General features: G+C 59.1%; 18 protein-coding genes and 1 tRNA gene. 11 read left to right on the top strand and 8 right to left on the bottom strand.

What is annotated here, in order from left to right; all coding sequences use genetic code 11:
- Window positions 1-159: 159 nt before the first annotated feature.
- The 4 genes from PSR62_RS01955 to PSR62_RS01940 all read left to right on the top strand — a co-directional run bounded on the left by PSR62_RS01955 (window position 160) and on the right by PSR62_RS01940 (window position 7,116).
- The gene (locus tag PSR62_RS01955; protein ID WP_274406160.1) at window positions 160-966 is read left to right on the top strand and encodes an alpha/beta hydrolase; all 807 of its coding nucleotides are present in this window, start codon (window positions 160-162) and stop codon (window positions 964-966) included.
- Entirely contained in the window at window positions 963-3,530 is a 2,568-nt protein-coding gene (locus PSR62_RS01950) for a BatA domain-containing protein (protein ID WP_274406159.1), read from the top strand. Before PSR62_RS01955 ends, PSR62_RS01950 begins: the two co-directional genes overlap by 4 nt.
- On the top strand, window positions 3,527-5,878 hold the full coding sequence (locus PSR62_RS01945) for a glutamine amidotransferase (RefSeq protein ID WP_274406158.1): 2,352 nt from the start codon (window positions 3,527-3,529) through the stop codon (window positions 5,876-5,878). Before PSR62_RS01950 ends, PSR62_RS01945 begins: the two co-directional genes overlap by 4 nt.
- Before the next feature lie 77 nt (window positions 5,879-5,955).
- The gene (locus PSR62_RS01940; RefSeq protein WP_274406157.1) at window positions 5,956-7,116 is read left to right on the top strand and encodes an iron-containing alcohol dehydrogenase; all 1,161 of its coding nucleotides are present in this window, start codon (window positions 5,956-5,958) and stop codon (window positions 7,114-7,116) included.
- 416 nt (window positions 7,117-7,532) lie between these two features.
- Here the strand turns inward: PSR62_RS01940 and PSR62_RS01935 are convergent, their stop codons facing one another.
- The 4 genes from PSR62_RS01935 to PSR62_RS01920 all read right to left on the bottom strand — a co-directional run bounded on the left by PSR62_RS01935 (window position 7,533) and on the right by PSR62_RS01920 (window position 12,664).
- On the bottom strand, window positions 7,533-9,161 hold the full coding sequence (locus PSR62_RS01935; protein ID WP_274406156.1) for a DUF1598 domain-containing protein: 1,629 nt from the start codon (window positions 9,159-9,161) through the stop codon (window positions 7,533-7,535).
- 605 nt (window positions 9,162-9,766) lie between these two features.
- On the bottom strand, window positions 9,767-10,897 hold the full coding sequence (locus PSR62_RS01930; protein ID WP_274406155.1) for a DNA polymerase III subunit: 1,131 nt from the start codon (window positions 10,895-10,897) through the stop codon (window positions 9,767-9,769).
- Window positions 10,898-10,900: 3 nt separating this feature from the next.
- A complete protein-coding gene (gene rpiB / locus PSR62_RS01925; protein WP_274406154.1) occupies window positions 10,901-11,374 on the bottom strand; it encodes a ribose 5-phosphate isomerase B in 474 nt (157 codons plus the stop codon).
- Window positions 11,375-11,377: 3 nt separating this feature from the next.
- A complete protein-coding gene (locus PSR62_RS01920; protein ID WP_274406153.1) occupies window positions 11,378-12,664 on the bottom strand; it encodes an arsenate reductase/protein-tyrosine-phosphatase family protein in 1,287 nt (428 codons plus the stop codon).
- Window positions 12,665-12,963: 299 nt separating this feature from the next.
- Here PSR62_RS01920 and PSR62_RS01915 point away from each other — a divergent pair, with 299 nt between their 5' ends.
- Window positions 12,964-13,962: an NHL repeat-containing protein gene (locus PSR62_RS01915; protein WP_274406152.1), complete on the top strand. Its 999-nt coding sequence runs from the start codon at window positions 12,964-12,966 to the stop codon at window positions 13,960-13,962.
- A 711-nt stretch (window positions 13,963-14,673) separates the two neighbouring features.
- On the opposite strand, the gene PSR62_RS01910 is transcribed toward PSR62_RS01915, so the two are convergent.
- Window positions 14,674-15,498 carry a GDSL-type esterase/lipase family protein gene (locus PSR62_RS01910; protein ID WP_274406151.1) on the bottom strand — a complete coding sequence of 275 codons (825 nt, stop codon included), beginning with the start codon at window positions 15,496-15,498 and terminating at the stop codon, window positions 14,674-14,676.
- A 315-nt stretch (window positions 15,499-15,813) separates the two neighbouring features.
- Here PSR62_RS01910 and PSR62_RS01905 point away from each other — a divergent pair, with 315 nt between their 5' ends.
- From PSR62_RS01905 to PSR62_RS01895, 3 genes are all read left to right on the top strand, one after another.
- Entirely contained in the window at window positions 15,814-16,431 is a 618-nt protein-coding gene (locus PSR62_RS01905; RefSeq protein WP_047812687.1) for a ClpP family protease, read from the top strand.
- A gap of 58 nt (window positions 16,432-16,489) precedes the next feature.
- A complete protein-coding gene (clpP, locus tag PSR62_RS01900; protein WP_274406150.1) occupies window positions 16,490-17,077 on the top strand; it encodes an ATP-dependent Clp endopeptidase proteolytic subunit ClpP in 588 nt (195 codons plus the stop codon).
- Window positions 17,078-17,126: 49 nt separating this feature from the next.
- Window positions 17,127-17,200 (top strand) — tRNA-OTHER (locus tag PSR62_RS01895).
- A 233-nt stretch (window positions 17,201-17,433) separates the two neighbouring features.
- Here PSR62_RS01895 and argH read toward each other — a convergent pair.
- Window positions 17,434-18,816 (bottom strand): argininosuccinate lyase, encoded by a 1,383-nt coding sequence (gene argH, locus PSR62_RS01890; RefSeq protein WP_274406149.1) that lies wholly within the window; start codon window positions 18,814-18,816, stop codon window positions 17,434-17,436.
- A gap of 126 nt (window positions 18,817-18,942) precedes the next feature.
- On the opposite strand from argH, the gene PSR62_RS01885 reads away from it, so the two are divergent.
- Window positions 18,943-21,897, top strand: a complete 2,955-nt coding sequence (locus tag PSR62_RS01885; protein WP_274406148.1) for a hypothetical protein — start codon at window positions 18,943-18,945, stop codon at window positions 21,895-21,897.
- A gap of 135 nt (window positions 21,898-22,032) precedes the next feature.
- On the opposite strand, the gene PSR62_RS01880 is transcribed toward PSR62_RS01885, so the two are convergent.
- On the bottom strand, window positions 22,033-23,385 hold the full coding sequence (locus PSR62_RS01880) for a PQQ-binding-like beta-propeller repeat protein (protein WP_274406147.1): 1,353 nt from the start codon (window positions 23,383-23,385) through the stop codon (window positions 22,033-22,035).
- 147 nt (window positions 23,386-23,532) lie between these two features.
- On the opposite strand from PSR62_RS01880, the gene PSR62_RS01875 reads away from it, so the two are divergent.
- The gene (locus PSR62_RS01875; RefSeq protein ID WP_274406146.1) at window positions 23,533-24,870 is read left to right on the top strand and encodes a GNAT family N-acetyltransferase; all 1,338 of its coding nucleotides are present in this window, start codon (window positions 23,533-23,535) and stop codon (window positions 24,868-24,870) included.
- 9 nt (window positions 24,871-24,879) lie between these two features.
- Complete coding sequence (locus PSR62_RS01870) at window positions 24,880-25,608, top strand: GNAT family N-acetyltransferase (RefSeq protein ID WP_274406145.1); 729 nt, start codon at window positions 24,880-24,882, stop codon at window positions 25,606-25,608.
- On the opposite strand, the gene PSR62_RS01865 is transcribed toward PSR62_RS01870, so the two are convergent.
- Window positions 25,591-26,520, bottom strand: coding sequence for an alpha/beta hydrolase (locus tag PSR62_RS01865; protein ID WP_274406144.1), 930 nt, complete (start codon window positions 26,518-26,520; stop codon window positions 25,591-25,593). The two genes, PSR62_RS01870 and PSR62_RS01865, sit on opposite strands and share 18 nt — an antisense overlap.
- Between the last annotated feature and the right edge of the window lie 3 nt (window positions 26,521-26,523).

Raw genomic sequence — 26,523 nt, 5'->3', positions numbered from 1 at the left:
GGACGGCGTCGAGCCATTGTCCCAATTGTTCTTGGTTGCGAGTGAATCGGGGAATGATTCGAGACAGTCATTCCGCGGGGACTCGGGGGAACAATTGGGGCAATGGCTCGATCGGGTCTGGGCTGACTCAACCACCGCCCACGCACTATCTTGGGAGGCATGAACACTCCCAAACAATCTTTTCACGCGTCCGAATTTGGTGAGCTCGCGTGCACCGTGGTCGATGGCTCGGATGAGCCCTGGTTACCGGTCATTCTCTGTCATGGTTACGGAGCCCCCGGCGACGACTTGGTCGGTTTGACGGATTACCTGGTCAGCAAACTGGGTGACGCCGCCAAAGCGGTTCGGTTTGTGTATCCCGTTGCACCCGGTGACTTGGCCGACCAGGGCATGCCGGGCGGTCGAGCGTGGTGGCCACTGAACATGGCATCGCTCCAGCAACTTTTGCAGACCTCCCAGTTTGACCAGTTGCACGACCAAACGCCTCCCGGAATCGATTCCGCCAGTGACCAATTGGTGTCGACAGTTCGTGCGGTCTTGAGCAGCATGCCAGCCGATCCGCCGGCTGGATCCAACGAGCAGTCAGGCACGGCTGAGTCGCCACGACCGTATGTCTTGGGCGGGTTTTCGCAAGGCGCGATGGTGAGCATGAACGCGGCGTTGACCGGCGACATCCCTCCCCCGAATGTTCTGGTGCAATTCTCCGGTACATTGGTGTGTGGCCCGCAGTGGCGCGAGGCAGCGTCGAAGTCAGGAGGCGGGCGTTTGAAAACGACGCGAGTTCTGCAGTCGCACGGAACGTTGGACCAAATCCTGCCGTTTTCGAGTGCTGCAACGTTGGCGGACACCTTGCACGAGGAAGCCGAGGAGTGGGACTTCCGCGCGTTTCAGGGACCGCACACCATCGAGGCGGGTACTCTGGATGAGTTGGCCGAATGGATTCTTAATTTGACGGATCGCAAGTGACGTTTTTTAACGCGACGTTGATTCTCGGAACGCTGGCCGCGGTGGTGCCGATTGCATTGCACTTGTTGGCTCGCCGTGAACCGCAACGCGTTGTGTTTCCAGGCGTTCAGTTTCTGCGTCCCAAGCTGAGTTCGCAACGAAGTCGGCTGCGAATCCGCCGTTGGTGGTTGCTGGCGCTCCGTGTGTTGGCGGTCATCGCGTTGGCGGTCGCTCTGGCTCGCCCGCACATTGACTCGGCGCTTTCCTCGACTTGGTGGACGGTCGGTTTGATGGGGCTGACCGGAGTCGGTTTTTTGATCCTGGCCAGCGTCGCGGTTGCCCGCGGGATGGGACGGTCGTTGGCCATTGGTGTGGCGGTGGCGGGATTGGTCGCGTTGCTCGCGTCGTTGTTTCTGGGGACGCGAACGTGGGCGACATCGGGTGAACTGTCCGAAGGAAACACGCAACCGGTCGCGATGGCGTTGCTGATCGACAATGGGCCTTCGTCCGAGCGAATGATCGCAAGTTCGGAGGGAACGAAGTCCCGTCGGCTGGACCAAGCGATTCGCGAAGCCGCGACGGTGATTGAACGTTTGCCCGAGGGAAGTCGTTTGGCCGTGCTGGACCGTTCCGCGACACCGATGGGGTTTGCGCTGGATGCCGCTTCGGCGCGATTGCGTTTGTCGCAGATGAAACCGTTGGCCAACCCGCTGCCAGTGCAGGAACGCATGGATGCAGCGATCGAGTTGTTGCGTTCCAGCGATTTGCCGGGCAAGCAATTGGTGGTGGTTTCGGATTGGAACGCGGCGTCGTGGAAGCCCTCTGCACAAACACCCGCGATGCAACCGGAAGACGTTGCGATTTCAATGTTGCAAGTCGACGCTGGCGACGACGGCAACGCAGGTGCCTCAGAAGGGGCTTTGATCAATCGTTTTTTGTCGCCACCCAAGTTGATCGATGCGGCTCCTGCACCGGGGGTCGCGATTCCCATTTCGGTTTCGGTCGGGTTGGAGTCATCGGCGAATGAGGACCAATCACTCAACGTGACCGTTCAGTTGAGTTTGTATGAACGCGATCCGTCGCTGCCTGTGATTCGCGACGGAGAGTTGGTGCTGCCCAAACTTCGCGGGGTGGACCGAGCTTCCGCGACGGTTGTCGCAGGAGCCAATGTGGAATTGGTTCTGACGTTGCCACCCTTGGATTTGGGAACTCATCACGCGGTGGTTGAGCTGGTGGGAGACGACGCGTTTGGTTGGGACGATCGACGTTTTTTGACACTCACCATTCCCGTCCCACCGCGAGTGCTGTTGGTGGGTGAGCACGCGGATGAACGCAACGAGTTGGGCCTTGCTTTGACAGCCCCCAAAGCACCGGATGATGACGGAGCTGGGTTTCGTGTTGCCGGGGTGGCTTACTCTGATTTGTCGGCGGTGGATTGGCAGTTGATTGATGCGGTGGCAATGATCGACCCGCCGATCCAAATTGACGCGGCATCTCAAGCGGTCGTTTCGGGAACGGGACTGACAAAGAATACCGTCGACCAGCTGATGGATTTGGCTGGCCGCGGTGGAGGCGTGGTGATGATGATGGGACCGTCAACGGAAGTGTTGGGCGTGGCGCGGTCAAGCGATCAAGCGGATGTGTCAGGAGCCAAGGATCGGTTGTTGCCGCATTGGGTGCGCTCGTGGCGTGTGCCTCCGCCGGGAGAGTTTTGGGAAGAGCGTCTGCCCTCGCACCCGATCCTACGACCGCTGACCTTGTTGGACGATCAGCCACCGTGGAGTTCTTTTCCGGTCCATCGCTACTGGCAGACCGAACCCAATGTGGATGCCGGTTGGCAGACGGTGGTCCGCTACGCCGGGACTCAGCACCCTGCCATCCTGGCTCGCACGATCGAGTCCGATGAATCAAACGGGAATTCAGGCCGCGTCGCGGTGCTCACTACCCCCTTGCCTGCATTGTCCAAGAAAACGCGTTCCTGGAACGAAATGTTCACCGCCGCCGACGCTTGGCCGGCGTTTGTCACTTGGCGTGGGCTGATGCAGTGGGCGACCGGAGTTTCAGACCAAGCCATGACGGTGTTGGTCGGTGCGACCGCCGTGGTTCCTGAGAAGGATGCGGCGAATCAGATTCAGCTTGCTTCGAATTCGGCGGAGAACACCACTGCTGCAATGGCGGAACCAAGTGTGCGACTGTACCCACCGATGGCAGCGGGAAGTGCATTCGACGGCGAACCCGTTGTCAGCGAAGTGGACGTGGTCGAACGTGGCGGCGTGTTCCCCGAAACGAATGAAGTTGGAACGACGTTTTTGCGTGGCCCCGACTACTGGGGTGGCTATTCAACGAACTTGGATCCTGTTTGGTCGCAGAACGAACGCGTGTCCGCGACGGAGATGGACCAGCGATTCGGCGCCGAACAATGGATGCCATCGGATTCTGGGGAACGATTGTCGATCCAGGGCCGCGTGGGCGGTTCGCCTCCGGTGTCTCTGCATGGACCGATGATGTTGTTGGCCGTGGTCGTGTTTCTTGCCGAGCAATTGTTGAGTAATCGCTTCTATCGCACCTCGGGAGCGGCCACGTGAGTTGGAGTCTCGACCCGATTTATGATTCGCTGCCAATCGCGTTGCTGTTGGTGGGTTTGATCGTCGCGATGCTGTTCACGATTCTGCCTCCGGGAGTGAGCGGGCGTCGCAGGCAGAGTCTGTTGTTGTTGCGTGGTTTGGCATCGATTGCTCTGGCGTTGGTGTTGCTCCGACCGGCGCTCGTTCGATCGGACAATCGTCCCGCGGCAGCGACACTGGCCATCGCCATCGACACGTCGGCGAGCATGGGGTTGCCATCCGATGGATCAGAGAATCGTTGGGAACAGCAGCGAAGGACGCTGAAGCGATTGGCAGCCGGTTTGTCGGATTCTGATCAGGCGTTGCAAGTCGTTGTGATGGGGTTTGATGCTTCGGCGAACGTCATCGGCGAGAGTGGGACAGGCGAACTGGAGACACTGACAAGCCGCGTGGATGAGATCGAACATTCAGGAAAAGCGACCGATTTGTCATCGCCTTTGTTGGCGGCGATGAACCGGGGACGAAACAGCCCGTTGACCGGAGTGGCTGTCTTGAGCGACGGGACTCAAATCACCAATCGAAACGACGGCAACGAAGCGGAGCAGTCCGACCCACGTCGAGAAGCCCGCTTGGTGGGGGCGATGGGCGTCCCGATTTGGACCATCCCCTTGGGGCCTCCCGCGGAGGCGTCACGCCAGATTGATTTGGCGATTGAATCGTTGCCCGAAACCTATCGGATGTTCACGGGCAATGAATCCAGCGTGTCATTTGATGTTCGCACCCGGGGCGTTGTTCAATCACCGGCCAAGGTTTCGCTGCAGTGGATTGATTCCGCGGGGCAAACCACCATCGCCGCGACTCGCACGGTCACGCCCGAGACGATGGAGCAAACGATTTCGATCGAGGTGCCGGTTTTGGCTCCCAAGCCAGGCCAATATCGGTTGGTGGCCAGTGTCGAGACTCGATCGGGCGAGACGATCACCGACAACAATTCGCAAGTCGCGTTTGTTGATGTTCGCGAAGGTGGCGGGCGTGTGTTGTATGTCGAAGGGACGCCACGATTGGAACAAAAGGATTTGCGCTGGGCGCTTGGTCGGTTCTTGGATTTGGAACTGACCTACCGCTGGATCCCGCGTGACACCGTCAGTGCCTGGCCGATCGATTTGGCCGATGACTTCAGCCGAGGTCGTTACGACGTGGTGATCCTGGGCGACTTGCATGCGGCAGCGCTGGGCAATGAACAGTTGCAAGAACTGGCCGACTCGGTTGGGGAAGGCACCGCGCTGATCATGTTGGGCGGCGAGCACACGTATTCACGAGGCGGCTACGCGTCGACACCGCTGGCGAAAGTCTTGCCGGTGCAATTGGATGATCGGCAGCGACAACCGCCTGGGCCGTTGAGTTCATCCAATCGATTGGCGAGCGATGCTGACCCCACGCGACAATCGGTGAGTTTGCAACCTGCCACCACGCATCCGATCACGACCATCCAAGCGAGCCACCAAGGCAGTCTGATCGGTTGGTCGAACTTGCCACCGATGCCGGGTGCCAATCGATGGCCTTCGGTTCGAGTCGCTCCGGGCGTTCAAGTTTTGTTGCAGACGGCCAATGACGAACCCATGATGGTCATCGGGGAATACGGTCGCGGCCGAGTCGCGGCACTGGCGTTTGATTCCACCTGGACGTGGCGACGCGCGGGGCTGGGGGATTTTCATCGGCGGTTTTGGCGGCAGTTGATTCTTTGGTCGCTCGCCCGAGAAGATTCCTCGCAGCAAACGATCCAATTGGAATTGTCGCCGCGTCGATTTGTGGCAACGGAGACACCTGCGTTCACCGCGACGATGCAAGGCGATCTTTCATCGCTTCCTGACGCAGGGACGCTGCAAGCCGAAGTGATTCTCGCGTCGGGAGAATCAATCGTGGTGCCGATGTCCAGCACCACGTCGTCGGGGGAGTCGTCTGTTTCGCTCACCGGCCAGTTGCCGACGATGCCAGCTGGTTTTCATCGTTTGCGTGTGGCCGCGCCCAAGCAAGACGCTTCGGCGGAAAACGGTGACTCGATCGAACCGGCTGAGGTGGCGTTTCAGGTGCTCGACGACACGCGAGAATTAACGGCGTCGGCGACCGATCATTCGTTGCTTCGTCAAATTGCCTCGGCGACATCGGGGTCGGGCGGGCGAGTGTTCGAGCCAGAGCAGATCGACGAATTGGTGGATTTGATCCTGTCTCGCCGGACGGAGTCCACCCGAACGGTGATCGAAAAGTTCCGATTGGGTGACGGACCGCTGAGCGGTTGGCTTATTTTTCTTTTGTTTGCCGGGGCTTTGTCGGTCGAGTGGTTTCTGCGACGTCAATGGGGTTTGGCGTGAGCGACGGATGCGTTCAACTGATGGTCCTTCCCACCTGATCTCCCGCCTCGATTGCCGCCCTTTTTTAGGACACCCGCATGCAACCGTTTGATCTTCATCCACGAACGCGAATCGTGTTTGGGCCGAACGTTTCGAATCAGATCAACGAGTTGGCACGTTCTCTAGGAGGCGTTTTGGGATCGGGGCGACCGCGAGTTTTGGTCGTTTGCGATCCGGGGATCGTCGCCGCGGGGCATTTTGATCGCATCACCAGCCTGCTCCGCGAGAGCGACTGGGAAGTCGCGTCCTTTCATGACTTCGCCGAAAATCCGACGTCTGCAATGGTCGATGCGGGCGTGAGCGTGGCCGCGGATTTCCAGCCTGATCTGCTGATTGGGCTGGGGGGCGGCAGCAGCATGGATTGCTCCAAAGGCATCAACTTTGTTTACAGCTGCGGTGGTCGCATTCACGACTACCACGGCGTGGGCAAAGCAACGTCAGAAATGTTGCCGATGATTGCGATCCCGACCACGGCGGGAACCGGCAGCGAGGCTCAAAGTTTCGCGTTGATCAGCGATGCCGAAACACATGTGAAGATGGCGTGCGGTGATCCCAAGGCCGCTTGCCGAATCGCATTGCTGGATCCCACATTCACGTTGACCCAGCCTCGCGGGGTGACGGCTCTGACCGGCATCGATGCGATCTCGCATGCGGTTGAAACCTACGTCAGTAAAAAACGCAATGTGATGTCGACGACCTACAGTCGGCGTGCCTTTGGTTTGTTGGCTCGATCTTTTGTTCGCGTGTTACAGGTTCCCGATGACTTGGAAGCTCGTGCGGACATGCAACTCGGGGCGTGCTTGGCTGGCATGGCGATCGAAACATCGATGTTGGGCGCGGCGCACGCCACGGCCAATCCTTTGACTGCTCGGCATGATATCGTGCACGGTCAAGCGGTGGGGCTGATGTTGCCAGCGGTCGTTCGGTTCAACGGAACCGTTCACGCGGATTGGTACGCGGAGTTGCTGAGAGAGCTCGAACCTTGCAGCGAGGTTTCCGAGGCGCCCACACGTTTGGCCGAATGGATTGAAGAGTGGATGCGGGCAGCGGACCTCGCGACAACGCTGGACGACCTTTCGATCCCAACATCGGACATTGGATTGTTCGTCGAAGATGCGCTGAAGCAGTGGACCGGCACATTCAACCCCATCGAGCTCGACGAAGACTCCACGAGAGCGCTGTATCGCGAAGTGGTTTAGGCGTCTGCTCAAGGACAGCCACGAAGTGGCGACGAATATCGTCCCGTTGGGACTGGTGCGGGCGATTCAGCCACGAAGTGGTGACAGGTTGTAGCCATCGGCGCCAGCCGATGGAAACTGGTGTGGGAGTCTTAGCCTCGAAGTGGCGGCATGATGTAGCCATCGGCGTGAGCCGATGGATTCGGGCGGCGACAGAATCATCCAGTCCTGAAGGGACGGCAGGTCGCATGCGGTTTCCAAACACCTGTCGCCCCTTCAGGGCTTTGGTTTTTGGTGCGTTGCTCTCCTGACCACGGGGTTGCACCCGTGGCGACAACCTGTCGTCCCGTTGGGACTGGTGTGGGAGTCTCAGCCAAGAAGTGGCGACAGGATGTAGCTATCGACGCCAGCCGATGGAAACCGGGCGTCTCGGTCAGTCATTCTGCGTTCCACCACCAGCGATCACTGGGGCGGGCGTCGACGAGTTTGCCGTAGTTGGCCAAGCTTGGACGCGGCAACATTTGATTCGGCAACAGGTCCGAAGGTGCGACGCTGACTCCGCCGCTGGCCAGGATCAGTTGATGCATTTTGTTGCGGTGCCGATATCGATGCAGGACTGCGATCGAGTCCACTTGCGTTGGCGTTACCAATTGGGTGGACCTTCGGGAGGCGAAGTGCAGTAACGCTCGCTGCAGAGTTGCGTGGTCGTTTTGCGGTGAAACCGTGGGCGAATCTTTCCGGCTGCTTTGCACCCACAGCTGCCCCAAAGCGGTGGCCTGGTAGACCGATTCGAGTGCGCCGTAGAGCGGGTAACGTGTTCGGATTGTTGACCATTGTTGGTTGAAGTGATTGACGAAGGCTTCCGTGGATGGATCCAGCACAACGTTGCCGCGCCGACCATTCAGCAACGCCATTTCGTTCTCGCCACTGAGTCGCAAGGGCGTTCCTGACAACTGCCACAGGTTGGCGGAATCAGCTCGCTCATGCTGCACTTCCAAGGGTTGCCCCGTGAACCAAAGTCGAAGCAACAGATCGGCGGGCGGTGAATTGCCCGCGGTGGCTTGGATGGTTTGCAAGTAGTTGCGAACTCCGTCCGGCATGTCTTCGTCACCAAGTGCCAGTCGTTTCATGTGTCGATCGGCTTCGATGAGCAGCCAAGCGATCTCGTGATCTGCGGAAGTGCCAAAGACGTGGATGTCTTGTCGCCCCAAGGCCTCAGCCAATGACTCGGCTGCCAGTCCCATCGGGACGTCGCCCGAGACGATGGATTGTCCGAGAGCGGTGGCCTTTTTCAGGCCGTCTTGTGTGGGATCGATCGTGCAGCCAAAAGGTTGTTGGTGAAGCGCGGCTGACAATCCAACGGCGAGCGAAGTCAGGTTCATGGGGGGAAGACCCGTGCGTCGATCAACTTGCCAACCATTCACTTGCTCAAAGCCGCCGACGGTGCCGGCCAGGACGATGTCGTCATCGGTTAACAAGACGAGCGAGACTTTGGACAATCCACCGGCATGTCCCAGTGCATCGTTGTTGGAGCCAGGTTCTGATGTTTTGCGATCGGCAAGGTTTTCCGAAGCGAGTGCTTGCATCCATCGTCGCACCGACACACACCGGATCTTCGAGGGGGATGTCCAGTGTTCCGGAACCAGTGTTGAAGTGTCGTCGCGGGAAGCTGCCGCGTCCAACATCAAAGCCGCCGCGTGTTTTTTCCATTGGACGGACTTGGCCTCGGGAGTACTGTCCGCCTCGATTTCGCGAAGCAAGCCATCGGGGGCAACGACAATGCCGGCGGGATAGGGAGCCATCGTTCCGACGCCGCCCAGTGCCTCCCAGGACTCGGGTTCGACGGTGGTTTGGATCAGCTGCATCAGCTGGCTGAAGTCCGCCAGTGATTGACCACCAGCTGCACCTGGGTCTGGATTGGCACCTGCGGGAAGAGCGACATCGGGGCCAAAGCCTCCGGGGACGAGCGGACCGCTGTTGTCTTGGGCCAGTGAGTTGGGGGCTGCAACGAAGGCAATCCAGGCGAGAAGCCAAACGCTGGCGAACAGCTTTTTCCAGTCGAACATCGTGACACCCCGAGAAGACGGCGAAGAGAAGGCGGTGCTTCTAGCGTAACGGTTGGCATGCCAGTAGGACAGCAAAAGTTGATGAGCTTTGCGGTCTCGCGTCGGGCCGAGGAGGGGGGGATGTGCTGGTCCCGATGCTCGGCCCTCCCCTCGCTCCGCTCGACCCTCCCGGGGTCGTGCAGTTTATTGAGGCCGCATTTTAGCGGGTTCTCACGCGGCGCACCTCTCCTGAAACGCAGTTTTGGGAGAGGTCGAGCGACGCCGTTCAGGCGTACGCGAGGGTGAGGGCCGAGCATGGGAAGCGGCGCGCACTGCCCTCCCCCGGAAATCTCGCTCAACGCTCGCTTTCCGACCCCTCCCGCTGCGGAGGTCGTGCAGTTTATTTCACCCTCCCTTTGGGAGGGTCGGCCCGCTTCGGGCCGGGGAGGGTTCCGCGCTGGTTCCGATGCTCGACCCTCCCCTCGCTTCGCTCGACCCTCCCAGGGGGAGGGTGATGAGAAACGCATTGCAAGCACAGCATTTAAAAACTGCACGACCTCCCCGGGGGAGGGTGATGGCAACGCTGCACGACTTTCAACGCGGGCGGGGTGACCAGATGGAACTGGTTAGCCGATGGCGCCTCGGTCGCCGGTGGTGGCCAAGGTCAAATCCGCGGCGTAGCAATCGACGAGAGTACCAAGGTTGGCGCTGCGGTCGATCTCGCGAAAGGTTCGCAAAGTGCGGTCAAGTCGCCGGTGGGTGGCAGGGTCGTATTCCCCTGAATTGGCATCGGATCGCAATTGCCGGCGGTAGTGTTGGACAGCGATCGAAAAGACGTCGCGAAGTGCTGCTCGTCGTTTGGGCACGTCTTTGCTGATCGAATCGAGGTGCCCATTGATCAAACGCGCGATCGCGGTTGGGTCGGGCACCGGAGCGGCGAGTTGATTCCAAAGGGCTTCGCGAATTTGTTCGCCGCCTCCACGAGCGAGTCGTGCAGCCACGTGCATGTCGCCGGCGGACAATTCAATCGCCGCATCCAAGGCTTCCTCGGAAATGGGAGGCAGCGGTTCGTCTTCGTGTTGCGATTGATAGTGGTCGAGTTGCTTTCTCAGCAGAGTTCGCCCCGCTTCACCGACCGGTGTTTGAAAGCGAAGGATTTGGCATCGCGAACGAATGGTTGGAAGTTGGCGTTGTTCGCTGCTGCCGATCAGGATGATCAACGCATTGGCAGGCGGTTCTTCCAGCGTTTTCAACAGGCAGTTGGCGCCTTCTTCGTTGAGGAAGTCGGCGTCGTGCAGGATCGCGACTTTGCGTTGAGCCTGCATTGGTCTGAGGTGCACGTCGTGGCAAAATCCTTCTTGCAAACGCGCGTCGACGGGACCGATCAAGAGTTCCAGCGGGATCAGCGTTTTGTCGTCGGGTTTACGGACTTGGATGAAATCCGGATGCGTGCCCGCCCTGACTTGAACGCAGGAAGGGCATTCGCAACAAGGAGCCATGTCACGTGCGGTGCTGCGTTCGCAGAGCAGTGTTTGGGCCAGCAGGATGGAGGCGGATGTTTTGCCGACACCACTGGGGCCTACAAACAGCAGGCTTCCGCCCAAGCGTCCCAGTCGGATCGCGGTGCTCAAGCCCGCGACCAGGCTGTCGTGGCCAATCAGTTCGTTCCACGAGTTCAGAGGCGGCGCATCAAGTGCGATCGCGCGCGTGGTTTTTGCGGCTTTGGGGGAGGACCCAGAGGCTTTCTTCGCGGCCACGGGCTAGACGCCAGGATTGATGTCAGGCGAGGCACTGCTGTCGATCGCAGTGATCTTGTCGACGCGTTGGGAGTGGCGTCCACATTCGAAGTCGGTGCGAAGCCACATCAGGACCAACTCATCGATGGGGCGTTCCCCGATCAAGTCACCGGGCAGGCAGAGCACATTGACGTCGTTGTGTCGCCGCGACATTTCGACGATGACTTCGTCGTAGCACGAAGCGGCTCGAACGCCGTGAAATTTATTCGCGACGATTGCCATGCCGATTCCGGTGCCGCAGATCAAGATCCCGCGATCCAGTTTGCCATCACGAATCTGCTCGGCAACGCGGATGGCGAAGTCGGGGTAGTCGACTGGGTCGGTGGAATCGGTGCCCTCGTCGCAGACCTCAAACCCTTCGCGAAGAAGCGTTTGCAGGAGACGTGCCTTGATGTGCACGCCGCGATGGTCGCTGGCTAGGCCTACTTTGAGTGTCATTCCTTACTCCGAACCTGCATGTTGCTGCCTTGGTTCGTCATCTGGGCCTTCGTCGGGGCCATCGGACGGGAAAAAATCGGGAGGCAGTTCACTGAGCCAACCTTCCAGTTCGCTTACGATCTGATCTGCACATTGTTCATACACCTCCACGGACATTCCGACGGGATCGCTGACATCGCCTCCGTCTCGCCGCAGTGTGCACACTCGTTCGGCACGGTCTGGCCAAGCCGCCACGATTGCGTCTCGGTGGCGACGGGTCATGGTCAGAACCAAGTCCGCCATCGACATCAAAGATTCTTCGAGCGGTTGGCTGGCGTGACCGGTCAGGTCCAAACCACGGCGGCCCATCACTTCAACCGCTTGGGGGGCAGCCCCGCTGCCGTGTCCCGCTGCGACGCCAGCGGAGACGACGCGAGCGACATCTTCCCGACCGAATTTACGCCGCAAGGCTTCCCGGAGCAGCGTTTCCGCCATGGGGCTGCGGCAGGTGTTGCCGGTGCACACGAGTGCGATGACTGGTTTGACAAATTGATTCATGGCAGCTTGTTGGATCACTCCTGTTCGCTGGACGTGCCAGTGATTGCCCGACACGCGGACCACCGTTCCTTCATCACCATAGCGACTGATGCCGTCATCGAGCAGCAGTGGCAAGGATTCGCCCGTTCCTGCCGTCAGCGCCGCCTGCAGTTTTTCCGCGGTGGTGGGCGGTGAAGCGTCCGGCAAACCAATTTCGCCCCACACCAAGGGGGCGGACAGATAACGATGAATGTGGCTGAGCAAGCGATGTTCGGAAACTCGAAAAGCGACGGGACCGCCCGCGGGCGACGTGCGTTGTCCGGCACCTGCTCGCAGGGTTTGCGCCACGGTTTCTGGCAAGCAGCTCATCGCCGAAACTGAATCGTCACAGTCCGCAATCAGTGTCAGTGGCCCGGGAAAGCAGCGTTCCGACAATCGGCGTGCCAGCATCGTCATGGGCATCAAGAAGTCGCCGGCCGCCTCGCTGCTGCGGACGCACAGGGCAATCGAGCCCGCGTCGGCCGAGGGAGCCACAAAGTCAGTCGGGGCCGGACCCGAGGATGCCAGATTGGAGGCGTCCGGGGTGGTGTGCCAACCTCGGCAGGTCGCGGTCCACTGCGCCAATCGGCGGACAGCAGCAGGACACAGGGAACTGGCGACCAGCCCATAGACCGTTTCGCTAGGAACACCGATGACCTGCCCTTCGACCAGCGCTTGCACGCTGCGATGAACTATGTCGCGCGGGTCATCGGTCGTTTGCAGGTCGTATATCATGGGCTCTGTGAAACGTGGACAATCCATCCGACCGGGATGGCCGCTAAACTAGGTTGGTCTCGAAAACGGTGAGCGACACGACGCTCGCCTCCGGTGGCGTCCAAGGCCCTTGGCAAGCGACTTTCGACGCACTTGAACAGGTGTCGATTGACCCCGCGTCGGGTGACCAGCGGTAGGAGGAGGAGTCAAAATCAATTCAGAACCAAACGCTAGCGAGACTCCCTATGCTAGCGATTCGAGCTCATCGATGGCAGCCTGCATGCAAGATCGCAGGTGTCACGCTCTCCCAGGAAGCCCGCATGCACCCTCCATCACGAATCGATCCCGCTGAATCCAAACGGATCGATCGTCGACAGGCATGTCAGCGAATGCTGGCGGGAGCAACCGGTCTGTTGGGGCTGACAGGACTGAACGGCTGTGTGGCCTCCGCCATGGGCGGGACACCCGAGTTGGTTTGGGGCCGACGTGGGATGTCCGATGGGCGGTTCTTGAAGCCGCGAGCGATGGCGATCGACCCGGACGACCAACTTTACATCGTCGACACGACCGGTCGGATCCAAGTTTTTGACGCCGATGGTCAACATTTGCGGACTTGGAAGACACCCGAAACCGCCAACGGCCGCCCCACCGGGATGGTTTTTGACGGCGCTCGAGAACGCTTGTTGGTCGCTGACACGCACTACTACCGGATGCTGGCGTTCACTCCGGACGGCGAATTTTTGCCCGACGATCTGATCGGCGGCACATCGGGAGACGGTCCGGGCGAATTTGCGTTCGTGACGGACATCGCGGTCGATGACGACGGCTGCCGTTACATCGGCGAATACGGTGCCTCCGATCGGATTCAGCGATTTGATCCCGACGGCACCTTCATGGCTCAGTGGGGCGGGACGGGACGCGAAGTCCAGCATTTTGTGCGGCCGCAAAGCTTGGTCGTCGATGGCAGCACGCTGTGGATCGCCGACTCCTGCAATCATCGAGTGCAGCGTTACGACATCTCCACCACGCAGCCAAAATGGATCGGGGCTTGGGGGCACGAGGGCAAACAACCCGGCCAGTTCTATTATCCCTACGGCATCGCGGTGGACTCGGACGGGACCGTTTTGGTTTGCGAATACGGCAACCAGCGGATCCAGCGGATGACCCCCGAAGGCGAGCCGATCTCATCGTGGGGCGCCCCCGGTCACGATCCAGGGCAACTGTATCAACCCTGGGGATTGGTCGTTGATTCCAGGCGCCGCGTGCATGTCCTGGACAGCAACAACCACCGCGTCCAGCGATTCCTATTGCCGGGGTAGATCGCGAGCGTCGCGTCCTGCCCTCCCCGGAAATCTCGCTGAACGCTCGCGTTCCGACCCCTCCCGTTTCGGCTTGTCGATTGAGTCGGCAACGACGTTTCAACGCGTAGGATGGGCACTCTTGCCCGTCAGAGTCGACCAAGACTACCGGTCACAACCCGACGCGTGACAGCGTGTTGATTCATTCGATTTCATAACCCGACGCGTGAGCGAGGGACCCACTGGACTGTCAAAAGGTTGGTATTGACACCGCTTTGGACTGCGCAGGTTTTGTTCCTCGCCCTCGCCCCAACGGGGCAGCCCTATGCCAGCCCAGGGCAACGCCCTGGGGTGTGGTGGGACCAAGATTACAAAGCCCCAACGGGGGCGGTTCTAGCGGGTTTTGGGGAGTCTTTCTTAGGGCCGCCCCGTTGGGGCTGGTGTCGGAATCTCCGTAACGAAACCCCAGGCGATGCCTGGGGCTATCTTAGAGCTGCCCCGTTGGGGCGTAGGAAAGAACAGAAACCAACAACGCATCATCCGTGTCAACACCAAAGATTGAACAGCCCAGGGACGTCCCCAACTCCCACGACGGCCCCATCCGGGGCGACCGTTTGTTTTCCGGCATCGGTCTCTCGGGGCGGAAGCCCCGAGACCGATTTCACCGGCGTGTTGTCATTTGTTGTGGGTTTGGAAGCCATCGTACGGGGATGCGTCCAGGCACACAGCGATTCAATCCTGCGTCTGTTCACGCAAGACCTCGATCAGGCGATGGCGAATGAGGTTGCCCCAGATGACATAGCCTTCTTCGTTGAGGTGCAATTGATCGCCCACGAACAGGTTTTCTCGCGGTTGGTTGGCGTGTGTCATGAACGTTTCCGCTGTGGCAACGAAGTGCACGTTGGGTTCAGTGAAGCAAATCTCGCGCAGTCGGGCGTTGAGTTTGCGAATTTTGGGCCAAGCGTCGTAGCGTGAACGGGTCGGAGTGATTTCGACCAGCAGCACCGGGGCATCAGGACGGTGTTCGCGAGCGACGGCGACGACGTGACGAACCAATTTTTCCACCTCTGCGGGGGCCGCATCGTTGGGCTTGCCCGAGATGTCGTTGGCGACGAAAACCACCACGGCACGAAAATCATGTGGCGTGATCAGACGCTCGGCAAACACAGCCAAATCGGAAAACTTCGCTCCGCCGTAACCGCGTGGAATGACGCGAAAGGGGGCCAAATCTTCGGCGGCAGTGTCCCAGCGGCGGATGCTGCTGCTGCCGATGAGCAGGATCCCATCAGCTGGATCGGTGGTTTCTGCGTCCAGAGCTTCATATTTCTGGATTTCCTTTTCCCAACGCTGGGTGGCCGCTTCGCGGTAGGGAGCCAGGAGGTCGGGATCCGTTTCGGAGGCGTCTGGAGTGGCCGAATTGGGGGCAGACGCGTCTTGGGCTGTCGCGGCGGGAAGAATGGAGACGCTTGCCAGTCCGCCCAAAATCCAAGCGGCCAAAGGAATGAGTGTGGAGCGAATCAAATGAGGTTGGTGGGGAGCAGTCGTTTGCAAGCGCATGGTGGGATCGGGGGTGTGGGGGAACGGGGTGGGAGCAGTGCCGCCGAAAGGGCACCGAGGAGGGCGATGAAAGGTCCGGAACGTTAAAATGCGTAGTTTAGCATGCATCGCAAGGGCCTCGGAGAACACCTTCGTGGGTCAACCCGTCTTGTCACCTGGTGTTCAATCGCGAACACTGAACCTTCTTGCCCCGATTGGGCCTTTTGTTCATGACGGCAACCCTGTATTCCACGCCAAAGGCTACCACGAATGTCCGATCCGTTTGGTTCCCCGTTTCCGTCCCTGCATGATCAGAACCTAAACGCGCAACACGCCATGGCTTCGGATCATCGTCTCGCAAATGCGGCTTCCTATCAGAGTTACCAGCGTCAGCGTCAGATGACGCTGGGCGATTTGTTGCTTGAAAACCGAATCGTTTTCATGCAAGGCGAGATTCACTACGCCAACGCCAACGAAATCGTGATGAAGTTGTTGTACCTTCAGAGCGAAAATCGTCGCAAAGACATCCACCTGTACATCAATTCTCCCGGCGGCAGTGTGACCGCGACTTTGGCGATTTACGACACGATGCAAATGCTGTCGTGCCCCGTCGCCACATACTGCGTCGGCGAAGCCTGCAGCGGAGCGGCCGTGTTGCTGGTCGGTGGTGCCAAGGGAAAACGGTTCTGTTTGCCCAACAGCCGCGTGATGATGCACCAACCACTCGGTGGCGTTTCGGGACAGGTCAGCGACATTGAAATTCAAGCCGCTGAAATGTTCCGTTACCGCGACAAATTGAACGAAATCATTTCCGGCCACTGTGGCAAATCGGTCGAACAAATTGCCAAGGACACCGATCGCGATTTCTTCTTGGACGCCCAACAAGCCAAAGAGTACGGGCTCGTTGACGACATCTTGCTGGGAACTCCAGTGAGCGAAAACGACGAAGACTGATTCCTCTCGGACTTCGGACCTCCCATTCTCAACGAACCAAAACAACTAGGACATCATCATGCCCGTCATCCCTTACGTGGTCGAAAGCAACGGCCGCGAAGAACGCACGTACGACATTTACAGCCGGTTGCTGAAGGACCGGATCATTTTTCTGGGTCAACAAGTCGACGACCAAATCAGCAACGCGCTTGTCGCTCAAATGCTGTTTTTGCAAGCGGACGATCCCAAGAAAGACATCCACATGTACATCAACTCGCCCGGTGGCAGCATCACCGCGGGGATGGCGATCTACGACACGATGCAATTCGTCTCGTGTGACGTCGCGACGTACTGCATCGGCCAAGCCGCTTCGATGGGCGCCGTCCTGTTGACCGCGGGTGCCAAGGGCAAACGATTCTCGCTGCCGAACTCTCGGATCATGATTCACCAGCCACTTGCTGGCATGCAAGGCACCGCTCGCGAAGTGGAAATCCACGTCGCTGAGTTGCGCCGGATCAAGCAACGCATGAACGAGATCATGATCGAACACACCGGTCACTCGCTCGAAAAGATCGAAGAGGACACCGACCGTGATCGCTTCATGTCGGCCGATGAAGCTTGCAGTTATGGTTTGATCGACAAGGTTGTCAAAAGCATCAACGACTGATTGATTGCGAATGAGCGAAGGGCCGGTTCCCGCCGGCCCATCTCGCCTCGCCCCCTTCGTCTAGTGGCCCAGGACGTCGGCCTTTATCCGGCCGAAACGCTCGTTCGAATCGGGCAGGGGGTACTCTTGCTCTGGAGGCGTTCTTGCAGCGTCTTTGTGGGATGATTGCCAAGGGCAAATTGACAATTGCAAAATGCAAAATCGCGGATTCAGGCAACCTGGTTCCAGCGTCACGCGTTCGGGTTGCGAAGTGGGTTGTAGCTGGATTCGCCAGAATTCAGATGGTTGAGTTGGTGAGCGTCCGAATTCTGGCGAATCCGGCTACGGTCTGTGCCCTACGGTTGCGACCGCGTTGATCACGCCTTTTCCAGGCGTGACGTCCACTGCTGGATCTGCTCGCGAACGCGGGCCGGTGCGGTGGAGCCTTCGCTACGGAAGGCGGCAATCGCATTGGTGGTGCCGAGCACGTCGTAAATCGATTCATCGATTTGGTCGCTGAGCTTTTGGTAGGTCGCCAGCGGCAATTCCGACAGCCTCACGTCCTGCTGCATCGCTTCGGAAACGATCGCACCGACCAAGTGGTGAGCGGTGCGTTGGGGCATTCCGCGAGCGATCATCCACTCCATCAAGGTTGTCGCGTCGAGGTAGCCCTTCTCGATGCGTGCCGCGATGGAATCGCGTTTGAGTTCGGCTCCGCGAACGATCGGCGCGGCCAGTTCCAACATCGCTCGAGTTGTGTCAAAGGCATCGAACAGCGGTGGCTTGTCTTCTTGCAAGTCTCGGTTGTAAGCCAACGGCAGATTCTTGATCAGCAACATCAGGGTTTGCAGCGCACCCATCACGCGAGCCGATTTGCCGCGGGTCAATTCCAAGGTGTCCGGGTTCACCTTTTGTGGCATGATGCTGCTGCCGGTGCAGAAGGCTTGTGGGATTTGGATGAAGTCAAACTCCACCGTGCTCCACAGGATCCACTCTTCCGCCCAACCGCTCAGGTGGGACGCAATCAGTGACAGCACGAAGGTGGACTCCACGACAAAGTCGCGGTCGCTGCTGGTGTCGAGGCTGTTTGCGGTGATGCCTTCGAAATCGAGTGCCGAGGCGGTGTGATGGCGATCAATGGGAAGCGTCGTGCCCGCGACCGCGGCGATCCCCAGCGAGCATTGGTTGACCCGTTTTCGGCAATCCGCAAGGCGTTGTCGGTCCCGTTCCAATTTCTCGATGTAGGCGAGCCAGTAGTGCGGCGCCAGCACCGGTTGGGCGCGTTGCAAGTGCGTGTAGGCGGGCAGGATGACGTCAAAGTCATTCTCACAACGCGATAGAAACGCAGCTTGCAGATCGACCAGCAAGGCATCGATTTCATCGAGGGATTGCCGGATCCACATTCGGGTGTCCGTGCTGACTTGGTCGTTTCGGCTGCGAGCGGTGTGCAGTTTTCGGCCGGTGTCACCGATCCGATCGATCAGGGCTTGCTCGACATGCATGTGGATGTCTTCGAGTTCAAACCGCATCGGCAATTCGCCGCGGTCGAGTTCACCTCGAATGGTTTCCAAAGTGTCCCGGATAAGCTTGAATTCCTCTTCTGTCAGCAGCCCGACTTCTCGAAGCATGTTCGCGTGGGCGATCGACCCGCGAATGTCGTGCTCGTACAGCCGCGAGTCAAAACTGATGCTTTCGGCGTATGCTTCCAGTCGGGCATCAGTTTCGGCTTGGAAGACACCACTTCGAGACGGGCTGGCCACGGTTGACTTTCTGGGTGAGAGGTTTCGAATGTTCAGGATTCGCGTGCCTAAATTCAGGCCCGAATAGAATGTCGCAAGACACGGCTGGTGAAAACCACGCTGCCAATCTTCCACGAGACTCTGATCATGCCTTCCCCGTCTGAACAATCCACCCCCATTCGCACTTTGTTTCCCGAGAAGCCGTTTCTCGCGATCGTGCTGGCGTCCGTGGGGGGGATGTTGGGCTTGTTGCTCGCGGGTGACGTTCGAATCGCGAACGCTCAGTTGCCCGCCACAACGCTGCAGCCCGCTCCGATCCCACAAACCCCGTTTGCTTCGCCGGGACAGCCCGTTCCCGGGCCGGGTGGGTTGCCGTTTGGAGCGATGAAGAACAGCGTCGATGTTCGGGTGCAAGCGGTCGTGGGCCAGCCCTACGGCGTCGCTGTGATCGAGATGCCGCTGCAGAATCCGATCGTGGGTCCTGGACCAGGACCGCTGACGATCGAGGAAGAACCGGCTCCGGCGTCGACCAGGATTTTTTATCCCGTCAGCAATGACGTGCGAGTCACGATGGGGCGTCCACCATCGGAGCAACCTGTGCCGCAAATCGGCCGCGGGCGTTTGCTCAATCGAGTCGGCAACCTGATTCGCGAATTGGCGTCCAATGATGACCCGAAAGAGCAAACGGTTGGTCGGCGGGTGATGTTTTTGTTCACCGGCGACCAGTCGTTCTCCGTTCCGGTGCGAGATCACCTGGGAACCTTGACGATGGTTGACGTTCGACCGGTGCCCGATCCCACGCTCGCTCGAACCCTGCAGACGGCGTGGTGGGAAGAAACCACGGCCGCCGCGAAGCGTCAAATGGATGCCACCGACACACCGCCGTGGGTCCCAACGTATCTGGTCGCGATGTTGTCGGGGCGTTTGAATCTGCCGTTGCCGGCGTGGTTCGGGCGTGGTGACGAAACCGAAACCCAAGACCCGTTGCTGCACACGCTCGAGTGGATCGGTGGCGCGGCGGGAGTCGCCAACGAAGTTTTCGCAGCCGCTGCGGCGGGCGGGACGTTGCAACAAGCTTTGAACGACCCAGCACCGGCCCAAGTCGCGGCGTTGCCGTTGCCTGTCTCGCCGGCTTGGCAGTCGCCCATGGCGACCGCTCCGGTGGAGGCACCCGCGATGGAGGTGATGGCCGAGCATGTTCCGCCGGAATGTTTTTACCTGCGGTACGGCTCGTTTGAAAACTACCTTTGGTTTCGCGACCTGACCTTGGAATACGGCGGCGATGTCTCGCGAATGATCACACTGCGCGGGATCAGCAACGATTCCGCCGAGCGTTTGGAGCGTCAGTTGGGCGTGCAAACCAACGCGATGAGCCGCTTGCTCGGCCCCAGTGTGATCGAAGACCAAGCCTTGATCGGTCGCGATTTGTACTTGGACGACGGCGCCTCGATCGGCGTGTTGTTCCATGCCAAAAACGTGTTCTTGCTTCGCAGCAGTTTGAACAGCGACCGAACGAAGTTGGCGGACAACAACGATGCGTTGACGCTGAAGAAGGTGGATTTGCAACATGGTTCTGCCACATTGCTTCGTAGCAGCGACAACCGAGTGCGATCGTTCTTGGTCGAAGCCGGACCCTGCATCTTGGTCACGAACAGCGAAACCATCGCCGATCGTTTTCTGGAGGTTGCGCAGACAGGTGAGTCCTTGGCCGCCACAGCGGACTTTCAATTGGCACGCAGTTACATGCCGCTGGAACGCAACGACACCATCTTCGCGTACTTCTCCGCTGAGATGCTGCAAGGGTTGTTGGAGCCTTCCTACTTGATCGAGCTGCGTCGGCGGATGCAGGCGGAAGCCGACATCGCGTTGGTGCGTTTGGCTCGCATGGCGGCTCGCTCGAACGCCATTCCCGGCGAACCTCCGATGGAAGAGATCGACACGTTGATCGACATGGGATTTTTGCCAGAGAACTTCGGTGAGCGAGCCGATGGGACCGGTGTGGTTTCGTTTGGCAATCGATTGGTGGACACTCGCCGAGGTGCTCGCGGAACTTTTCTGCCGATCGCCGACAACCCGGTCGATTTGGTGACCGCCAGTGAATCGCGTTGGTACGGCCAGATCGCGGCTGCTTACAGCGATCAATTCAGTTCCTTGGATCCGATCGTGATCGGCGTCCAACGGGAGGAATTTCCCGTGGATCCGTCGGGACCCGCCGGGGGAGAGCGTCGCGAACGGCTGACGATTCACGCCGAGATCGCTCCTTGGCAACCAGAGAACTATGGCAGCTGGGCGAAGCAACTGGGCGCGCCAACCCAAGTGGCGATCGACTTTGCTCCCGACGACGTGGTGGCGTTGCAAGCTCACGTGGCTTCCGACACGCTCGGTCCGCCAACACATTTGTTTGCAGCGATCAAGGATTCGTTCCCCCCTGAACCGGAGTCGATCGATGGTTTGATCAGCAAGTATCGGGCGCTGAAGATGTTGCCCGGTTACTTGGGCGCATGGCCTCAACCGGGTGCGCTGGACCGATTGCCCTTGGGGCTCGGACGCGGACAGCCGGTTGGACCAGGCATGAACCGATTGATCGGAGGTGTGTATCGCTACACCGGAGGCGGTTTCAGTGTGTTGTCATTCCAACCGGAGGTGTTGAATGCATCTCTGCCATATCTCGCTGCCAACGAAGTCGATGACCCTGCCCAGGTACGAGGCCGAATCGACAATTTGAACGGCACCCAATTAGAAGGTTGGGTGAATCAACAACTGTATGAACGTGCCGCCGCTGCCAGTCTGGCGGGAGCCGAGTTCTTGAATTCGTTGGTGGCTCAACTCAGCGTGCCTGTGGACGAGGTGCTCGACCAGGCCGAGTTGGTTTTGGGCGGTCGCCCTCAGTGCCCGCTCGGTGGCGAGTACCTGTTTGACCCAGCCCGTCGACGCTTTGTCAGCACGGCTTGGCCGTCGGATGCGTTGGCGCCTTCGCCCTACGCTCCGGTCGACTATCAAACGCCATTGCTGAGCTGGTTCCGAGGGGCGGAGGCTCGATTGACGCAGTACGCCAACCGCTTGATTGCCGACGCAACGATCGAGATCGCCCGAGCTCCATGAGTGATTCAAAACTCGGGACGACTCTTTTCAAGCAGGTACACACGTGTCATCGGGGATGTCAGCCGTTTCGCGTGAGCCACGGTTCTCGCACATCACCGGGGCTCACGCCCAAACGGCTCACGGGACTCAACCCAATCATTCCTGCCCACCTGCTTCCTTCGTTTTGAGGCAGCAGAGTTGGTCGTTGATGCGGAGGAACAAGCGACCTTCGGTGAATGCCGGAGTCGCTCCGACCGGGCCGCCGAGATCGAATTTTTCGGCTTGAGTTGCTGAATCGCTGGCGGACAGCACGTGAGCGGTCCCGTCCAGCGAGATGGCCAGCAGTTGGTCTCCGACGATGATCGGGGAGGCACCAAAGTTGCCGCCCAATCGTTTGGACCAGACCTTTTTGCCGTCTTGTGTCCAGTCAATGCAGGTGGCGATGCCTGAGTCCGACACCAAGAACATCAGATTGCCTTTGACTGCGGGAGTTGGCACGTACGGTGCCGCGGTCGTGATCCGAAAGGCTTCCTCGGGTTGTTCCGATTCGCTCTTGGGGATCCGCACGGCGGACAGGTAATTTCCACCGCCACCGCTTCCGCAGGTGCCGATGGCTAGGTCACCGACGACCAATGGTGAACTGCAGCATCGTTTGTTGAACACTTTGAGCGACCACAGCATCTTGCCGGTTTCAGGATCGAGTCCAAAGATACCGTCGCCGGTGCTGGCACCGATCAGTTGTTGACCATCCGTGGTTGGCACACCGTACGATGGCCGAGTGGAGGTCACGGGAGTTTCCCAGATCGTTTTGCCGGTCTTGGGATCCAGCGCCAACATGGAACTCTTGCCTGGTGTTTGCCACGCTTCCAAGCGGCTGGATTGTTGATCGTTGAACAACAGCAGTTTGGAATCGATCACCACGGGGCTGGCACCAAAACCATGCACTCCCGACCAGGTCCCCAAGTCTCGTGACCAGACAGCTTCACCGTTGACATCGTATGCCAACAACTCAGCGTGGTTGGCATCTCCGTAAGCAAAGTAGACGTGCCCTGCATGCACGACCGGCGTGCTGGATGCGGCCGTGTTTCGGCTGTGGCGATGAGTTTCTTCAATGGCATGCGAACGACGCCAGAGGACTTTGCCTGTCGACACATCCATGCTGACCAAGTCCATCGTCATCGATTGATCGGACGGGTCGACCGCGGTGTCGAGCAGGAAGACTTGGTTGCCTGCCACCACCGGCGAACCCACATGCCGTGCGTTGAGCTGCACCTTCCAAGCGTAATCGTCTTCGCTCCACTTGGTTGGCAACGTGCCGGCACCCGCGTCGCCGTAGGAACTGGGCCCGTGGAATTGAGTCCACGAGGAAGGTGCAGAGCCTTTCGGAGTGGAATCGTTCGCTGGCAAGACGGAGCCGCAGGCGGTGCTGGCAGCGATGCATCCGCCCAAAAGTGTGCGACGGATCATGGTGGTCCAGCGAGGGGCGGCGTGCGATGCGGAGGTGGGCATGGGCTTGGATGGGATGAGGAACGGCATCGCGGCGGGTTGCGATGATTGTGCGGGTTGGGGTGTGTCTCTGCGTGAAGACGCACCGATTGTAGGTCAAATCGATTCGTTTGTTGCAATGGGCAATCGGGGGGTGGTCTAAAGTTCCGCATGATCCACATTGAAATCACCGATTCGCCCGAAGAACTGTTGTCCGACATGAATGCCTGGGACCGCCTGGCAGGCGGGATTCCGTTTCGGCAGACCGTTTGGTTGCAGTCCTGGTGGCAGCCGTTTGGCGATGCCGAGCGAGCTTTCTTCCTGGTGGCCCGAGACGAATCGGGAGCCTGTCGCGGGGTCCTGCCTCTGGAGCGAACCGAGGGCGACCTGCGTCGGTTGCAAACCCTCGCCGCCGGCAACGTCTGCACCGATCACGTTTCGATTTTGGCACGCCCCGAGGATCGAGAAGAGGTTGCCACCGCTTTTGCGAGCTATCTGATCGAGTGTTCCTCGGATCGAAAACATGGTTGGGACCAAATTGATTTTGAGGGAACCATCGCGGGCGATCCGGCGATGGAAATCTTCTTGCGATGCCTGGCGGCCGAAGAAGTCCCGACCAGCATCCGAACACGGATGCACCTCTGGTTCAATCGTTGCGAACCGACCTGGGAAGACTTGTTGGCGACGCGTTCACGCAAGTATCGCAACCGAGTTCGCGGGCTGCTGCGCAAGTTGGATGAAAGCGACGGAGAGCTTTTCGTGCGAGATGCGGGATCCCCCGGGGAAGCTCGCCAAGGATTGTTGAAGCTGATTGAGTTGCATCAAAAGCGTTGGCAAGCGGTCGGGGAACCGGGGACTTACGCCGATGAACGCATGGTTCGTTTTGTGACCGATGCCACGTTGAGAATGAGTGATCGTGGCCGGTTGCTGTTGCCTCAGTTGGTCTACCAAGACGAGGTCATCGCGACCGAGTTGCACTACATCGGTGACGATAGACGTCAGTACTGTTACAGCACCGGTGTCAATCACGCGTACCCAAGTCTGAAGCCCGGCATCTTATTGAACTCGCATATGTTCCGTGAGGCTCACCGTCATGGTCGCGCGGGCATCGACTACATGCGCGGTGACGAAACTTACAAGGGACGTCTGCACTCCCACCCGACTCCCTTGTTGGAAATCTCGGTGTTTGCCAAGCATGCTCGCGGGCAAGTGCGAATGGCCCAAGACCGTGCAAAGCAGTTGCTGAAAGTCCAGTGGCGGCGCATGAAAGATCTGCCACAAGAACAACCGCTCACGCTCGAGGAAGCCTTTGCCGAAGAGCATCGAGCTTTCCTGCCGGATCAAACGAGCGTGACCGAATCGCTCGCGGATGTGCCGGCAATTCTGTCGGTGGCCCACCAAACCATGGTCGAGGAAAAGGAGGAACCGTTGGAGTCAGCCATGATCTACTCCATTCGAGACTATCAACGTTCGAGTGCGTTTTCGCCTCAACCCGAACCGAGCAATTGAGGTTCCATCATGTCCGCGACGCTAGCAACTCTTTATCGAGCGATACGGCGACTGCACGTGATGGATGTCACGTGTTTGTTGCACACCTCACCGGCCCAGGCAGCGGAAGCTGCGGATCAACCTCGGGTTCGTCCTGCATCCGATGGGCTGATTGCCCGAGTGATTGAGTTCGAAGAACTGGAACCCCTGCGTCGGGACGGTCGCATCTGTCCTGTTGTCGGAACGGGGATCGCTCGCACCGCTGCGTCGGGCGAACATGGGCCAGGCGATCAATGGTTGTTTGGGATTTGGGACGCCGACCGAGTGATCTCATTCATCTGGGCGGCGACGGGGTACATCCCTGCATCGGAAAACTTCAGTCGCAGTGCTCATCTGGGATCTTCGCTCAACATGCCACCGCATTGTGGCTTTCTATTCAATGCCTGGACCGATCCAGAACACCGTGGTCGCGGTCTGATGGCGAATCTGCTTCGTTCATTGATCCACGAAGACGCCTTGGGGTTGAATCTGCAGGATTGGTTCGCGACAACCGATTGGACGAATGTTGCCTCGCAGAGCACGTTTCACAAGTGTGGTTTCCAGCGGGTTGGACGGCTCTATCGCGTTGGTCGTGGACGCATGCAAGCCAGCGTGGTTCCTGACTTGGAACGTCGGATGAAGGAAACGGTGCAGTTGGAAGCCAACCGTCAAAAGCCGCACATTGCCGCGGATGCACCGGGGCTACGCTGGTCGTTGTGACCTGCGAATCAACCAGTCCAATGCGTTGTTGATTGCCGGACGGTGTTCTTCTTCCAACACATCGTCGTGGCTCAGGCCAGACAGTTCCACCACCAGTTTGGGACCAGCGTACGCGGCATGGATTGCCTGTTGGTATTCAGGCAACACCAACGAATCTTTTTCGGACATCAGGAACACGGCGGGAATCTTGCAGCGACTTGCCAAGTCAACCGCATCGACGTTTTTGGGCAACACCGCGGAGACATGCTGCATCGCGGTGGTTGCACGCCAGCGAGCCGAAATGTTCAGAATCACGCGACGCAGATCAGGTGGATTGCGAACCCAAAGAACTGCGGACGGCAACGTATCCTGCAGCGATGAAGCAACGTGCATCGCGGGCAGGCATCCGAGGCTGTTCCCGCACAGCCAGACGCGTGTGTCGCTGCCGTTGGGAGATTGCTGGGCACGTGCCGAGAGGACTCTTTGGGACCACTCCTCTGCTGTGCTAGAAAAATTCTGAAGCGTTGCTGTGCCTGGGCTGCCGCCATAGCCAGGCGGATTCCAGGTCCACACTTCGGCGGACTGCGAAATCAGTTGCTGGGGTTGCATTGGAAACGGTGTTGACCGTTCGGCCCGTCCGCCCGTTCCCGGGAACTTCAGCACGAGATCATCGGGCGGCGGGATCTCTCGCCAATCATCCAGGCGGCTGTTGTCTTGGACGCTGATTGCTGAAGTTTTTCCGATGCGATGCACAAAGGATTCAATCCAGGCGTCAGATGCAGGATCGTTGGAATCGGATTCCAAGTGATCTGACAGGGAGACCCGACATCGAATTTGAGGACGGTGGTCGATCGGGTCCGTGGTTGGGCGGAGGACAAAGCGGTTGAGCAGTCCGAACCGAATGCACCGGGACCAGTTTTGAATCGGACGCATGCG

The sequence above is a fragment of the Rhodopirellula sp. P2 genome (genome assembly GCF_028768465.1).
Taxonomy (GTDB): Bacteria; Planctomycetota; Planctomycetia; order Pirellulales; family Pirellulaceae; genus Rhodopirellula.
The sequence above is the reverse complement of the archived record's forward strand: the minus strand, read 5'-3'. Positions and strand labels throughout refer to the sequence as shown.